The organism is Microbacterium sp. 3J1, assembly GCF_001049495.1.
Taxonomy (GTDB): Bacteria; Actinomycetota; Actinomycetes; order Actinomycetales; family Microbacteriaceae; genus Microbacterium.
Genome location: NZ_CDWI01000007.1, coordinates 18,595 through 32,181, shown reverse-complemented (window position 1 = coordinate 32,181; position 13,587 = coordinate 18,595). Strand labels below are relative to the sequence as shown.

Annotated in this window: 12 protein-coding genes; 8 read left to right on the top strand and 4 right to left on the bottom strand. The window is 71.0% G+C overall.

The genetic code is table 11. The features are described from left to right. Window positions 1-68: 68 nt before the first annotated feature. On the bottom strand, window positions 69-575 hold the full coding sequence (locus BN2660_RS03635) for a GNAT family N-acetyltransferase (RefSeq protein WP_091227444.1): 507 nt from the start codon (window positions 573-575) through the stop codon (window positions 69-71). A gap of 130 nt (window positions 576-705) precedes the next feature. On the opposite strand from BN2660_RS03635, the gene BN2660_RS03630 reads away from it, so the two are divergent. The 8 genes from BN2660_RS03630 to rocD all read left to right on the top strand — a co-directional run bounded on the left by BN2660_RS03630 (window position 706) and on the right by rocD (window position 11,078). Continuing rightward, a complete protein-coding gene (locus BN2660_RS03630) occupies window positions 706-1,266 on the top strand; it encodes an acyl-CoA thioesterase (protein ID WP_091227442.1) in 561 nt (186 codons plus the stop codon). Window positions 1,267-1,269: 3 nt separating this feature from the next. Next, window positions 1,270-2,109, top strand: coding sequence for a Rossmann-fold NAD(P)-binding domain-containing protein (locus tag BN2660_RS03625; RefSeq protein WP_141651230.1), 840 nt, complete (start codon window positions 1,270-1,272; stop codon window positions 2,107-2,109). A 91-nt stretch (window positions 2,110-2,200) separates the two neighbouring features. Further along, entirely contained in the window at window positions 2,201-5,968 is a 3,768-nt protein-coding gene (locus BN2660_RS03620; RefSeq protein WP_091227440.1) for a proline dehydrogenase family protein, read from the top strand. A gap of 1,046 nt (window positions 5,969-7,014) precedes the next feature. After that, window positions 7,015-7,449 carry a hypothetical protein gene (locus BN2660_RS03615; protein WP_091227438.1) on the top strand — a complete coding sequence of 145 codons (435 nt, stop codon included), beginning with the start codon at window positions 7,015-7,017 and terminating at the stop codon, window positions 7,447-7,449. Then, window positions 7,449-7,679, top strand: a complete 231-nt coding sequence (locus BN2660_RS03610; RefSeq protein ID WP_091227436.1) for a helix-turn-helix transcriptional regulator — start codon at window positions 7,449-7,451, stop codon at window positions 7,677-7,679. Before BN2660_RS03615 ends, BN2660_RS03610 begins: the two co-directional genes overlap by 1 nt. 1 nt (window position 7,680) lies before the next feature. Beyond that, window positions 7,681-8,781: an NAD(P)-dependent alcohol dehydrogenase gene (locus BN2660_RS03605; RefSeq protein ID WP_255305008.1), complete on the top strand. Its 1,101-nt coding sequence runs from the start codon at window positions 7,681-7,683 to the stop codon at window positions 8,779-8,781. A gap of 174 nt (window positions 8,782-8,955) precedes the next feature. Continuing rightward, window positions 8,956-9,846: a dimethylargininase gene (ddaH, locus tag BN2660_RS03600; RefSeq protein WP_091227434.1), complete on the top strand. Its 891-nt coding sequence runs from the start codon at window positions 8,956-8,958 to the stop codon at window positions 9,844-9,846. Beyond that, complete coding sequence (rocD, locus tag BN2660_RS03595) at window positions 9,843-11,078, top strand: ornithine--oxo-acid transaminase (protein WP_091227432.1); 1,236 nt, start codon at window positions 9,843-9,845, stop codon at window positions 11,076-11,078. The genes ddaH and rocD overlap by 4 nt, the downstream gene beginning before the upstream one ends. Before the next feature lie 157 nt (window positions 11,079-11,235). Here the strand turns inward: rocD and BN2660_RS03590 are convergent, their stop codons facing one another. From BN2660_RS03590 to BN2660_RS03580, 3 genes are all read right to left on the bottom strand, one after another. Further along, window positions 11,236-11,670, bottom strand: coding sequence for a hypothetical protein (locus tag BN2660_RS03590; RefSeq protein WP_091227430.1), 435 nt, complete (start codon window positions 11,668-11,670; stop codon window positions 11,236-11,238). A gap of 71 nt (window positions 11,671-11,741) precedes the next feature. Next, window positions 11,742-13,085, bottom strand: coding sequence for an MFS transporter (locus tag BN2660_RS03585; protein WP_091227428.1), 1,344 nt, complete (start codon window positions 13,083-13,085; stop codon window positions 11,742-11,744). Window positions 13,086-13,090: 5 nt separating this feature from the next. Beyond that, window positions 13,091-13,531 carry a MarR family winged helix-turn-helix transcriptional regulator gene (locus BN2660_RS03580; protein WP_091227426.1) on the bottom strand — a complete coding sequence of 147 codons (441 nt, stop codon included), beginning with the start codon at window positions 13,529-13,531 and terminating at the stop codon, window positions 13,091-13,093. Between the last annotated feature and the right edge of the window lie 56 nt (window positions 13,532-13,587).

Here is a 13,587-nt window from a genome sequence, read left to right as displayed (position 1 = left end):
GCAGAGAAACGGCCCCCGGATGCGCTCCGGGGGCCGTTCATGCTGAATACTGCACGCGGGTCAGGCGCTCAGCGCACGAAGCGGACCTCGGTGAGCGTCTCGCCGAGGAACGGCTCGGTGTGCGTCGCTCCGTCGAGGCTGAACCCGTTGCGGGTGTAGAAGCGATGCGCGCGGGGGTTGTCCTCCGCGACCCAGAGGTAGAGGGGCTCGTCCTTGGCGACCGCGGCGTCGAAGAGCTTCTGGCCGATGCCCGTGCCGTGGTACGCGTCGAGCAGGTAGATGAAGTAGAGCTCGCGGAAGGCCGGAGCATCTTTGTCGCGCGCGGGGCCGGAGCCGACGAAGCCGACGATCTCTCCGTCGATGAGGGCCGCGTTCATGATGAACTCGGGGCCCTGCGCCGCCCAGTGCGTCCACAGCTCGGCCATGCGGCGCGGCGACACCTTCTCGAGAGCGGCCTTGCTGATCAGGTGGTCGTAGGTCTCGTGCCAGCACTGGGCGTGCACGCGACCGAGGGCTTCCGCGTCCACATCACGGACCGGACGGACAATGACTTCAGGCTGGGCATCGGCGCTCATGTCGCGACTCTACGCGCGGCATATCGGATCACGAAATCGAGCGGATGCGGTCGCCGACGCCGCTCGGACCGCTGGAGGTTCCGTACAACGAAGTTCGCGGTCCGTGCGTCGATGGCTACGATCGACACTCGTGAACGTGATCTGGCGCACCCTGCTCGTCATCCTCTCCGCGCGTCGACGGGTGCGCCGGGGCAAGGCCCTCGATCCGACGGCCATCGGCACCGTGAGGCTGACCACTCTGCCGACCGACATCGACATCCTGCGGCACATGAACAACGGCCGCTACCTGTCGCTGTTCGACCTCGGGCGCTGGGATCTGCTGATCCGCACCGGGCTGTTCGACGCCATGAAGGGTCACGGCTGGTATGCCGTCGTCTCGAGCGAGACCATCACCTTCCGCAAGTCGCTGCAGCTGTGGCAGCGGTTCGAGGTGCAATCCCGGTTCATCGGGCATGACGACAAGGCGCTGTTCCTGGAGCACCGCGCGGTCGTCGACGGCGAGGTGTACGCACGGGCGATCGTCAGGGCGCGGATGCTGCGACGCACCGGCGGCACCGTCTCGAACGAGGAGCTGTTCGCCGCGGTCGGCAAGCCCGAGGGCGTGCCCGAGATCGACGCCTGGGTGCACGACTGGGCCGCGGCATCCGCTCTTCCTCCCACCCGCACTCCCGCGCCGAGCGTCTGGAGCTGACCGATGACGTCTGCATGGGGACTCGACCGACGGATGCCAGGGCGCACGCTGCTCGTCGGATGCGGCAAGATCGGCGTGCGGCTGGGGGAGCGGGTGATCGCGCACGGCGGTGAGGTGACGGCGATCCGGCGGCATGCGTCCGGTCTGCCCTCGGGCTTCCGGACCCTCGCGGCCGACCTGGAGCAGCCGCTCGCAGAGCCGCTGCCCGAGTTCGACTCGGTCGTGATCACGCTGCCGCCGAGCCGCGCGAATCCCGAGCAGGGGTCGATCTATCCGCTCGCGCTGCCGGCGATCGCGGATGCCCTTCCGTCGGTTCCGCCGCGTGTCGTGTTCGTGTCGTCGACGCGGGTGTTCGAGGGGCGGCCGGGGCCCGAGCCGCTCACGGAGGCGGATGCTCCGCAGTCGTCGAGCCCGGGCGGCCAGTCGCTCGTCGAGGGCGAGCGACTGGCTCAGGAACTGCTGGGCGCCGTCGTCGTGCGGCCGGCGGGGATCTACGGTCCTGGGCGCGATTCGCTGATCCGTCGGGTGCGTGCGGGCGACGCGATCGACGGCACGCGGCGGACGAACCGGATCCACGAGACGGACCTCGTTCGGCTGCTCGAGGTGCTGCTGCGGGCCGAGGCGCCCCCGGCGCTGGTGCACGGCGTGGACGAGGAGCCGGTGCAGCTGGGGGATGTCGCGGAGTTCATCGCCGCCCAGCTCGGGGTACCGGTGCCACCGGCCGTCGAGCCGCCGGTCGGCGGGGGGACGGTGCTGGACGGGAGCCTCCTGCGCTCGCTGCTGGGAGAGCTTCGATATCCCACGTTCCGCGAGGGCTACGCCGAGATGATCGCTCAGCGCTGACCCGTCGTCGAGCGAGGCCTGCGAAGCGGCGCGAGACGCCACCGCCGCGCCGCTCGGCGACGAGTGCCGCCCGCAGTTCTAGGCTGAGGACATGGCTGACCCGTCGCTGCCCTCGGATGCTGCATCGGCTTCGTCCGACCCCGCCTCCGTCCCGCTCGCGGACCGTGCGGACGCCCACGCGGACCCCGCATCGACCCCGCTCGCGGACCGTGCGGTCGAGCTCGCGCGCCGCTGGGTCGTGGAAGCAGCGGCCGCGGACGTCGACCCGGCAGCGGCGCGCCTCGCCGGAGTCCTGCAGGACGCGAACGGCCTGCCGTTCACGCTCGGATTCGTCGACGGGGTCATGCGCCCCGAGAGCCTGGGCGCCGCAGCATCCCGTCTGCACCGGATCGCGCCGATCGTCCCCGACTTCCTGCCGTGGTACCTGCGCTCCGCCGTGAGGATCGGCGGGGGCGTCGCGCCGATCCTCCCCTCGCCGGTCGTGCCCATCGCCCGTCGCGTGCTGCGCGAGATGGTGGGCCACCTCGTCGTCGATGCCCGTCCCGCGAAGCTCGGACCGGCGATCGAGAGGATCCGGGCCTCGGGCGCCCGCCTCAACCTCAATCTCCTCGGTGAGGCCGTGCTCGGCGACGCCGAGGCGAAGCGCCGTCTCGACGGCATCCACGATCTCATCCGCCGCCCCGACGTCGACTACGTCTCGGTCAAGGTGTCGGCGATCATCAGCCATATCTCGATGTGGGCATTCGACGAGGTCGTCGAGGCCGTCGTGGAGCGCCTGCTGCCGCTGTATCTCACCGCGGCGAGCGACGGCACCTTCATCAATCTCGACATGGAGGAGTACCGCGACCTCGACCTGACGATCGCGGTGTTCACGCGCCTGCTCGAGGACCCGCGGCTGGAGCGGCTCGAGGCGGGCATCGTGCTGCAGGCCTACCTGCCCGACGCGCTGCCCGCCCTGCAGGAGCTCACCGCCTGGGCGCGCGACCGGGTCGACCGCGGTGGCGCCGCGATCAAGGTGCGGCTCGTCAAGGGCGCGAACCTGGCCATGGAGCATGTCGAGGCGCGGATGCACGGATGGCCGCAGGCCCCCTACGACACCAAACTCGACACGGACGCCAACTACCTGCGCTGCCTCGACTGGGCGCTGCGCCCCGAGAACGTGCGAGCGGTGCGTCTCGGTATCGCCGGGCACAATCTGTTCGGCATCGCGTACGCCTGGCTGCTCGCCGGCGAGCGCGGACTCGTCGGCGGGACTCCCGATCCGGAGGCCGCCGGAGCTCAGCCTCCGATCGAGTTCGAGATGCTGCTCGGCATGGCGCAGGGGCAGGTGCAGGCGGTGTCCCGTGAGGTCGGCGAGGTCCTGCTCTACGTGCCGGTCGTGAAGCCCGCCGAGTTCGACGTGGCGATCAGCTACCTCGTGCGCCGCCTCGAGGAGAACGCGTCGAGCGACAACTTCCTCTCCGCGGCCTTCCGGCTCGGCGACGACGAGACGCTGTTCGCCCGCGAACGCGACAGGTTCCTCGACGCGCTCGAACGGTCGACATCGCCGACCCTGCACACGGGACCGCGGCGCACGCAGGATCGTCAGGCCCCCGTGCACGAATCGGTGCGCCCTGTGCCTGCGGCCCCGGCTCCCGAGCACGACCTCACCCAGGCCGTGCTGGGCATCTCGCGCGGGTCGGACGACGATGGCGAGGCGTTCCTCGAGACCGCCGTCTACTCGCCCCGCGAGCTCGACGAGGGGTCCGGCGGCGCCCCGGGCTTCACGAACACCCCCGACAGCGACCCGTCGCTCCCCGCCAACCGCGACTGGGCGCGCGACATCTCCGCGCGCATCGCGGACTCCACGCTGGGGCAGGCGACCATCGAGGCCGCCCGCATCGACGACGCCACGGCGCTCGAGGCCGCGATCGCCCAGGTCGCCGAAGCCGGCATCCGATGGGGAGCCCGCCCGGCAGCGGAGCGCGCGGAGGTGCTCCTGCGTGCGGCCGCCGCGCTCGAGGCGCGACGCGGCGATCTCATCGAGGTGGCGGCATCCGAGACGGGAAAGGTGCTCGGCGAAGCCGACATCGAGGTCAGCGAGACCGTCGACTTCGCGCGGTACTACGCCGCCAAGGCGCGAGAACTGGATGCCGTCGCCGGCGCCGCGTTCGAGCCGGCGCGTGTCACGGTCGTGACGCCGCCGTGGAACTTCCCGCTCGCGATCCCCGCCGGGGGCGTGCTCGCGACGCTCGCCGCCGGATCAGGCGTGGTCTTCAAGCCGGCCCCGCAGTCGCGCCGCTGCGCCGCGGTGATCGCCGAGACCCTCTGGGAGGCCGGCGTCCCGCGCGACGTCCTCGCACTGGTCGACATCGAGGAGGGCGACCTCGGGCGGGCTCTCATCTCGCATGAGTCGGTGGATCGCGTCATCCTCACCGGGTCCTGGGAGACGGCCGCCCTGTTCCGGTCGTGGCGCCCCGACCTGCCGCTGCTCGCCGAGACCAGCGGCAAGAACGCCATGATCGTCACGCCATCCGCAGACCTCGACCTCGCCGTCGCCGACCTGGTGCGCAGCGCCTTCGGGCATGCGGGGCAGAAGTGCTCGGCCGCCTCGCTCGCGATCCTCGTCGGCCCCGTCGGCCGGTCGCAGCGGTTCGCCCGGCAGCTGGCGGATGCCACGCGATCGCTGCACGTCGGCTGGCCCGATGATCCGCTCGCCGAGGTCGGGCCCGTGATCGAGCGACCGCAGGGCAAGCTCGCCTGGGCGCTCACCGAGCTCGAGGGTGAGGAGCAGTGGCTCATCGAACCCGCTGTCGCCTCCGGTGATCCGAGCGGACGGCTGTGGCGTCCCGGCATCCGCGTCGGCGTGCAGCCCGGGTCGCGATTCCACACCGAGGAGTTCTTCGGTCCGGTGCTCGGGGTCATGTACGCGCCCACGCTCGAGCGGGCGATCGAACTGCAGAACGCGGTGGAGTACGGGCTGACGGCCGGCCTGCACACGCAGGATCCCGCCGACCTCGAGCTGTGGCTCGACCGCGTGCAGGCCGGAAACCTGTACGTGAACCGCGGGATCACCGGCGCCATCGTGCAGCGGCAGCCGTTCGGCGGCTGGAAGCGCTCCTCCGTCGGCCCCGGGGCGAAGGCGGGCGGCCCGAACTACCTCATCGGGCTCGGCCGCTGGCACGCGACCGGCTCGGGTCCCGCGTCGAGCACCCTGCACCTGCGCGGCCTGGACTCCCGCATCACCGCGCTGATCGAATCCGCCCAGCCCTCGCTCGCCTTCGAGGCGTTCGAGTGGCTCCGCCGGTCGGCCCTGTCGGACGCCCTCGCGTGGGATCGCGAGTTCGGCCAGGTGCGCGATGTGTCGCATCTCGGTGTCGAACGAAACCTCTTCCGGTATCGACCCGTGCCCGTCGCGATCAGGGCCACGGCCGACGCCGAGTGGCAGCAGCTGCTGCGCGTCGTCGTCGCCGCGGTTCGCGCCGGCGCCGGCTTCACCCTGTCCACGCCGGTCGGCCTGCCCGCGGAGGTGCGCCACGCCCTCGGCGAGCTCGGAGCCGTCGTCTTCCTCGAGAGCGACGACGAGTGGATCGAGCGGATGCGGGGGCGCGGTGCGGCATCCGCCGGAGACGTCGACGCCGACGTCGACGGGTCGGCGCGCGCTCGTCGCATCCGCCTCGTCGGGTCGCGAGCCGCCGTGAGCGCACTGCATAGGGCACTCGCGGAGGCCGTCGACGGCGACCCCGACCTCGCGGTGTACGACGGCGAGGTCACGTCGGCGGGACGCATCGAGCTGCTGCCCTTCGTGCACGAGCAGGCGATCGCGATCACCGCGCACCGCTACGGCAACCCCGACGACTGGAGCGCCTCGGTCATCTGAGCCTTGCGCCGCTGGCTCTGCTGCGTCGCCCGGGTCCGCGGCTCGCCCCCCCGGCCCACGGCTCGCCCCCCGGCCCACGCATCGTGAGTGGTCAAAAACGCACCGGAAACGCCCGATTCGGCTGCGTTATTGGCCCCGCATCGGCGCAGAGCGCGTTCCGAGCCGCCGCCCCGCTCCGCCACGCCGTCCCGGCTCTCCCGGCTCCGCCGCATCCCCGCGTTAGGCCGGCGGGGTCGTGAGTGGTCAAAAACGCACCGAAAACGCCCGATTCGGATGCGCTATTGGCCCCGCATCGGGCGCAGAGCGCGTTCCGAGCCGCCCCGAGCGCGGCTGGCTCGCCCTGTCGTGCTGCGCAGCCCCGCCGCATCCCCGCGTTAGCCCGGTGGGGTCGTGAGTGGTCAAAAACGCACCGGAAACTGCTGATTCGGATGCGCTATTGGCCCCGCATCGGGCGCAGAGCCGCTCCGCTGCGCCGCTCCGCTGCGCCGCTCCGCTGCGCCGCTCCGCATCCGGCCGGTTGGGCCGTGAGTGGTCAAGAACGCACCGGAATCGGCCGATTCGGATGCGCTATTGGCCTCGCATCGGGCGCAGAGCGCGTTCCGAGCCGTCCCAAGCGCGGCGGGCTCGCCCGGCCCCGCCCCGTCCCCGCCCGGCCGCTCCGCCGCCCAGCCTCGTCCGCCGCGCTCGGCCGCGTACCGGCATCCGCCCGGTGGGGTCGTGAGTGGTCAAAAAGGCACCGGAAACTGCTGATTCGGATGCGCTATTGGCCCCGCATGGGGGAACGCGTGTTCCGAGCCGCTCCGAGCGCGGCTGGCTCGCCCGCCGCCGCCCCGTCGGCCGCGTACCGGCATCCGCCCGGTGGGGTCGTGAGTGGTTAAAAACGCACCGGAAACGGCCGATTCGGATGCGTTATTGACCCCGCATCGGTCGACGGATGCGTTGTTGGCCCCGCACCGGGCGGGGACATCCCGGAATGTAAAAGATTCTTGACACAGTGCCAACACAGACGTACGCTCGTGTCAAGAATCTTTTACATAGGAGTGGTCATGGTCTACGAAGAGCGCAACGTCTGGACGGGTCTCGTCGTCAGTGTGATCGCCATCACGGTCTACGTGATCCTCGTGCTGCAGCAGGCCGGCGGCGGGTCGCTGACCGACGTCGACTGGTTCCCGCTCATGCTGTGGACCATCGGCCTGAGCATCGTGGTCACGATCGTGGTCAGCATCCTCTGGGGGATGGTGGCGGGCGCGCGCGATCCTGACGGCGTCGGGAAGTCGGACATCCGCGACCGGGACATCAGCCGCATGGGCAGCCGCGTCGAGCAGGCGTTCGTCGTGATCGCGGGGCTCGGTGTGATCGTCCTCTGCGCGATGGGCGCCGACGTGTTCTGGATCGCGAACACGATGTTCGCCGGCTTCGCGGTGTCGGCCGTCGTCGGCAGCATCGCCCGGGTCGTCGCCTACCGCCGAGGCCTCGTCTGATGGTCAAGCCGACCCTCGTCTCCAACAGCATCCGCGCGCATCGCGAGAGCGCCGGCCTCACCCAGGCCGAGCTCGCCCGCAGCATCGGGGTCACCCGCCAGACACTCATCGCGATCGAGCAGGAGAGGTACTCGCCGACGCTCGAGCTCGCGTTCCAGATCGCCCGGGCCTTCGGTGTGGGACTCGACGACCTGTTCCAGTACCCGGAACCCGCCACGAAGGAGCAATGACATGACGGATGACATGACCCGGTCGGCGGATCCCGCGGCGATCCCTCCGACCATGCCGGCCTGGCGACGGGAGACGTACGGTTCGGCAGACGGGTTCCGCCTCGAGCAGATCCCGGTGCCCGCCGCCGCGCGGGGACAGGTCCTGCTTCGCGTGCACGCGACCGCGCTGAACGCCGGGGACGTGCGACTCATGCTGGGGGACCCGCTGCTCGTGCGCCCGGTCTTCGGCCTCACCGCACCGAAGCATCCGGTACGCGGCATGGAGGTCGCAGGCACCGTGGTGGCCGTCGGTCCGGACGTCGTCGGCGTCGAGGTGGGCGAGGTCGTCGTCGGCGAGCTCGTCGGCGGCGGCGGGCTCGCCGCGTACGTCGCTGTTCCCGCGGGGCGTCTCGTCCCGATCCCGCCCGGCATCAGCGTCGAGGCGGCCGCCTGCCTGCCCATCGCCGGCGGCACCGCGTGGCAGGCTCTGGATGCCGCGGGTGTCGGACTCCGCCACCCCGACGCCGCGTCCGACGCCAGGCCCGGCGCAGCGCCCGGGGCCCGGTCGACCGCGACGCCCCACACCCCACCGCGGGTGCTCGTGATCGGGGCGTCCGGGGGCGTCGGCACGTTCGGGGTGCAGCTCGCCGCGCTGCGGGGTGCGGAGGTGTGGGCCACGTGCGGCGCACGCAACGCCGCTCTCGTCACGCACCTCGGCGCCGCGCGCGTGCTCGACCATCGCCGGTCGCCGCTGTCGTCCCTTCCGAACGGGCACTTCGACGCGGTGATCGACATCGCCGGCGGCATCGGGCTGCGCGACCTGCAGCGGCTGGTCGTGCCCGGCGGCCGGATCGTGCTCGTCACGGGCGACGGCGGGCATCTGATGGGGCCCGTGCCACGGATGCTCAAGGCGGCGTTCCTGTCGCTCGGCTCGTCTCGCCGCATCCGCCCGCTCGCGGCCACTCCGCGGCCGGAGGTGCTGACGAAGTTGCTGGAGCTCACGGCGGAGGGCCGGCTGACACCCGTCATCGAGCGCGAGTACGGCTTCGACCGGGGATCCGCCGCCCTGGCCCACGTCGAGGCCGGCCACACCGTCGGCAAGGTGGTCGTGCGAGGAGCGTGACCCGGAGCCGCCTGTCGGATCCTCGCTCTGGCCACGTCCAGGGCGCGGATGACAGAATGGATGCCGGCGTGCTCGAGTCGCATCTTCCCCGGCCTCCGCTCTCGACGAGCGGACCGGGTCGAAGGACCGCCGGGCCCCTGGACAGCGTCCGCCGCATCTCGTTCGAGGAGCCCCATGTCTGTCGAAACCACTGCGTCCGAGACCGCCGTCAGCGCTGCACCCGCCCGCACGGCGCACCGCCGCCACTATCTGATGTGCGAGCCGGCGCATTTCACGGTGAACTACTCGATCAACCCGTGGATGGAGCCGACGAAGCCCACCGACACGGCCAGGGCGGTCGAGCAGTGGCAGAAGCTGCACGACCTGTACGTCGAGCTGGGTCACGAGGTCGAGCTGATCGAGCCGCTCGCCGGCTACCCCGACATGGTCTACACCGCCAACGGCGGGTTCGTCATCGACGGACGGGCGTACGTGCCGAAGTTCCGCTTCGTCGAGCGTCAGGGCGAGGCACCGGCGTTCGCCGACTGGTTCCGCGGTGCCGGCTACGACACCGTCATCCCCGAGGAGGTCAACGAGGGTGAGGGCGACTTCCTGCTCGTCGGCGACGTGATCCTCGCTGGCACCGGATTCCGCTCGACGGGTGACAGCCACCACGAGGTGGGCGAGGTCTTCGGCCGGGAGGTCGTGTCGCTCACGCTCACCGACCCGCGTTTCTACCACCTCGACACCGCCATCGCGGTGCTCGACCCCGTGCAGGGCGTCGAGAACGGCGGGCCCGAGCGCGCGAACATCGCGTACCTGCCCGGAGCCTTCGACGACGCGAGCCGCGCCATTCTCGAGGAGCGCTTCCCCGACGCCATCCTCGTGTCCGACGAGGACGGTTCGGTGTTCGGCCTCAACTCCTCGAGCGACGGGTACAACGTCATCATGTCGCCGCGCGCGAAGGGCTTCGAGAAGCAGCTGCGCGAGCGCGGCTACAACCCGATCATGATCGACCTGTCGGAGCTGCTCCTCGGCGGCGGCGGCATCAAGTGCTGCACGCTCGAGCTGCGGGGCCGGTCATGACCCTTCGACAGGCTCAGGCTCCTGCACCCGCCGAGGCGCAGGAGGCCGTGGCGACCGCGGAGGCGGAGCCGCACGTCGCGCACAACTACCACCCGCTTCCGGTGACCATCGCGCGGGGTGAGGGCGCCTGGGTGACGGACATCGAGGGCAAGCGCTACCTCGACCTGCTCGCGGCGTACTCCGCCGTGAACTTCGGCCACCGGCATCCGGCCCTCGTGGCGGCGCTGACCGAGCAGCTCGGACGCGTGACGCTGATCAGCCGCGCGTTCCGGAGCGACCGGCTCGAGCCGTTCGCCGCGGCGCTCGCCGACCTCGCCGGCAAGGACATGGTGCTGCCGATGAACACCGGCGCCGAGGCGGTGGAGACCGGGATCAAGGTCGCCAGGGCCTGGGGCTACCGCGTCAAGGGCATCGCCGACGGCGCGGCGCGCATCGTGGTCGCGGCCGGGAACTTCCACGGTCGCACGACGACGATCGTCAGCTTCAGCGACGACGAGGAGGCGCGAGCCGGCTTCGGTCCGTACACGCCCGGCTTCGACGTGGTCCCCTACGGGGATGCGGATGCCATCGCCGCCGCGATCACCGACGACACCGCCGCGGTGCTGGTCGAGCCGATCCAGGGCGAGGCCGGGGTCGTGATCCCGCCCGAGGGGTACCTCCGTCGCATCCGGGAGATCTGCGACGAGAAGAACGTGCTGTTCATCGCCGACGAGATCCAGTCGGGTCTCGGTCGTGTCGGCGAGACGTTCGCCTGCGACCGCGAGGGCGTGGTGCCCGACCTGTATCTTCTCGGCAAGGCGCTGGGTGGCGGCATCCTGCCGGTCTCGGCCGTGGTCGGCAACGCCGACGTCCTGGGTGTCATCCGCCCCGGGGAGCACGGGTCGACCTTCGGCGGCAACCCGCTCGCGGCAGCAGTCGGACTCCGCGTGGTCGAGATGCTCGAGTCGGGCGAGGTCCAGGAGCGCGCTCGCGCTCTGGGCGCCCACCTCGCCGAGGCGCTTCAGCCGCTCATCGGCAACGGCGTCACCGAGGTGCGCATCGCCGGTCTCTGGGCCGGTGTCGACATCGACCCCGCCAGGGGGACCGGTCGTCGGATCGCCGAGAAGCTCCTCGAGCGCGGCGTGCTCGTGAAGGACACGCACGGCCAGACGATCCGCATCGCGCCGCCGATCGTGATCCGCGCGACCGAGCTCGACTGGGCGGTGGAGCAGCTCAAGCTCGTGCTCGGCTGACCGGTCGAACCCGCCGCCTCACTCGACCCCGCTGCGGAGACGCGAACGATCCACGGACGGATGCCGGTGCATCTGTCCGTGGATCGCTGTCTCCTCCGTCGGTCTCCGCCGGATGCGCGCCACCCCCCCGGGTGATTCAGCGCGCCCCGGCGCCTCCTCAGGCCGGCGTGTCGTCGGGGTCGAGGGTGCGCAGGGTGTCCTGCTCCACCGCGTTGTCGGCGTCCAGCTGTTCTTCGGTGGTCCTGTCGCCGCCGAGGGCGGCATCGGGGTCGCGGCTGGCGTCGCCCTGGATGGCGCCGCGCGGCGATTCGCCGTGCGAGCTGTCACCCTGGATGGCGCCGCCCTGGGCTGCGCCCTGGCTGTTCTCGTCGAATCCCGCGTCGCCCTGGATGGCGCCGCGCGGCGACTCGCCCTCAGAGCTGTCGCCCTGGATGGCGCCGCCCTGGGCCGCGCCCTGCGCGTTGCCGTTGAGCTCGTCGGATTCGTGGTCGGCCGACTGGCCGTCCGGAGCCGTGTTGTGCTCCGGAATGATCTCGGGAGAGCCCTCAGCCGGCTCCTCCGGGTGCGGGGTGCGTCCTGTGTCGTTGCTCATGCGACCGACGATAGGACGCGCGGGAAACATCGCCCAGGGCGTTGACAAACGCCCCGGAGATCGTCGTGCGGTCAGTCCTGCTTCGCGATGCGGATGGGCGTGGTGACCGAGGCCTCGTCGCTGAATTCGACCGGGTCGGCCTTTTCGGCGAGCTCGGGCGCGTCGATGACGCTCAGCGGCCTCGTCTCATCGAGTGTGAGCAGGAACCGCCTGTCCTCGGACCGGTGCAGGCGCCCCGACGTGAACACCCAGATCGCGCCGATCGCGCAGGCGACGAATCCTGCTGTCCCGCCGAGCATGATCGCGCTCCGTGGGCCGAAGGTGTCGGCCACCCAGCCGGCGATCGGGGCGCCGACGGGAGTCGACCCCATGATCACCGCCATGTACAACGCGAGCACGCGGCCGCGGAGGGCGGGGTCCGTCGTCATCTGGACGTAGCCGTTCGCGGTGGTCAGCAGCGTCACGATCATGAAGCCCGTGAACGTCAGAGTGACGGCGTAGGAGGCGTACGTGGGCATGGCCGCGGAGATGAACGCGGCCACGCCGAAGCCTCCTGCCGCGAGGATCACGACGCGCACCCGCGCCCTGTCGCGCCGGGCGGCGAGCAGGGCGCCGGCGAGCGAGCCGATGGCGAGCACCGAGCTGAGGATGCCGTAGCCGTCGGCGCCGGCCCCGAACTCGAGCGCCATGGTCGAGGCGAAGATCGGGAAGTTCATGCCGAAGGCGCCGATCAGGAACACCGTCACGAACACCACACGCAGGTCGCTGCGCCCCCACACGTACCGGAAGCCCTCGGCGAGGCCGCCCCGACTGCGGTTCTTCGGCCTCGGCGCGAGCTGGCCGGCGCGCAGCATGAGCAGAGCCACGAGCATGGCGAGGAACGTCACGGCGTTCGCAATGAACACCCATCCTGAGCCGATCGCGACGATGAGCAGACCGCCCACCGCCGGGCCGACCATGCGCGCGAGGTTGAACGATGCCGAGTTCAGGGCGACCGCGTTCGACGTGTCGGCGGCCGACACCATGTCGGAGACGAAAGCCTGACGCGCCGGGGCGTCGAACGCGTTGACGACGCCGAAGGCCGCCGCGAACCCGAACATCATCGGCAGCGTCATGACGCCGTTCAGCAGCAGCACGCCGACCGCGATCGCGAGGAGCAGCAGCGCAGTCTGGGTGGCGAGCAGGATGCGCCGGCGTTCGAACCGGTCGGCGACCCACCCGGTCAGGCTCACGAGCACGAGCGGCGGCCCGAACTGCAGCGCCATGGTGACGCCCATCGCCGCCGCGTCGTTGTCGGTGAGCTCGGTGAGCACGACCCAGTCCTGGGCGGTCGCCTGCATCCACCCGCCGACGTTCGAGACGAGGGCGCCTGCGAACCAGATGCGGTAGTTGATGTTCGCGAACGAACGGAACATGGCGCTCACGGGTCGACCACCTTCCGCATCAGGGCGCTGGCTTCTCGCAGGGTCGCGAGCTCCTTCTCTGTGAAGTCGAGTTCCGAGAGCATGGCGGCGAGCAGCTCGTCACGCCGCCGGATGGTCTGCATCACGATCTCGGTGCCCGCGTCGGTGATGTCGACCTGCACGCGGCGGCGGTCCTCGGCATCCGGTGTGCGGACGACGAATCCCTGCTCCTCGAGACCGTTGATCATGTTCGTCATCGACGGTGCGGTGACGCGCTCGCGCTCGGCGAGAGCGGTGATCGTGCGGCGCCCGTGCATCCGCAGCGTGGCGAGCACGGCGAGCTGGGCGTCGCTCATGGCGTCGACGGCGCGGGCGGATCGCAGGCGCCGGGCGAGCCGGAAGGCGGCCATGCGCAGGTCTGTCGCCGTGAGCTGGAGGGATTCGTCGGACGCAGACATTACTTAGACAGTCTAAGTAATTCTGGAGAGGAAGGGAAGGCGGATGCCGGGGAGTG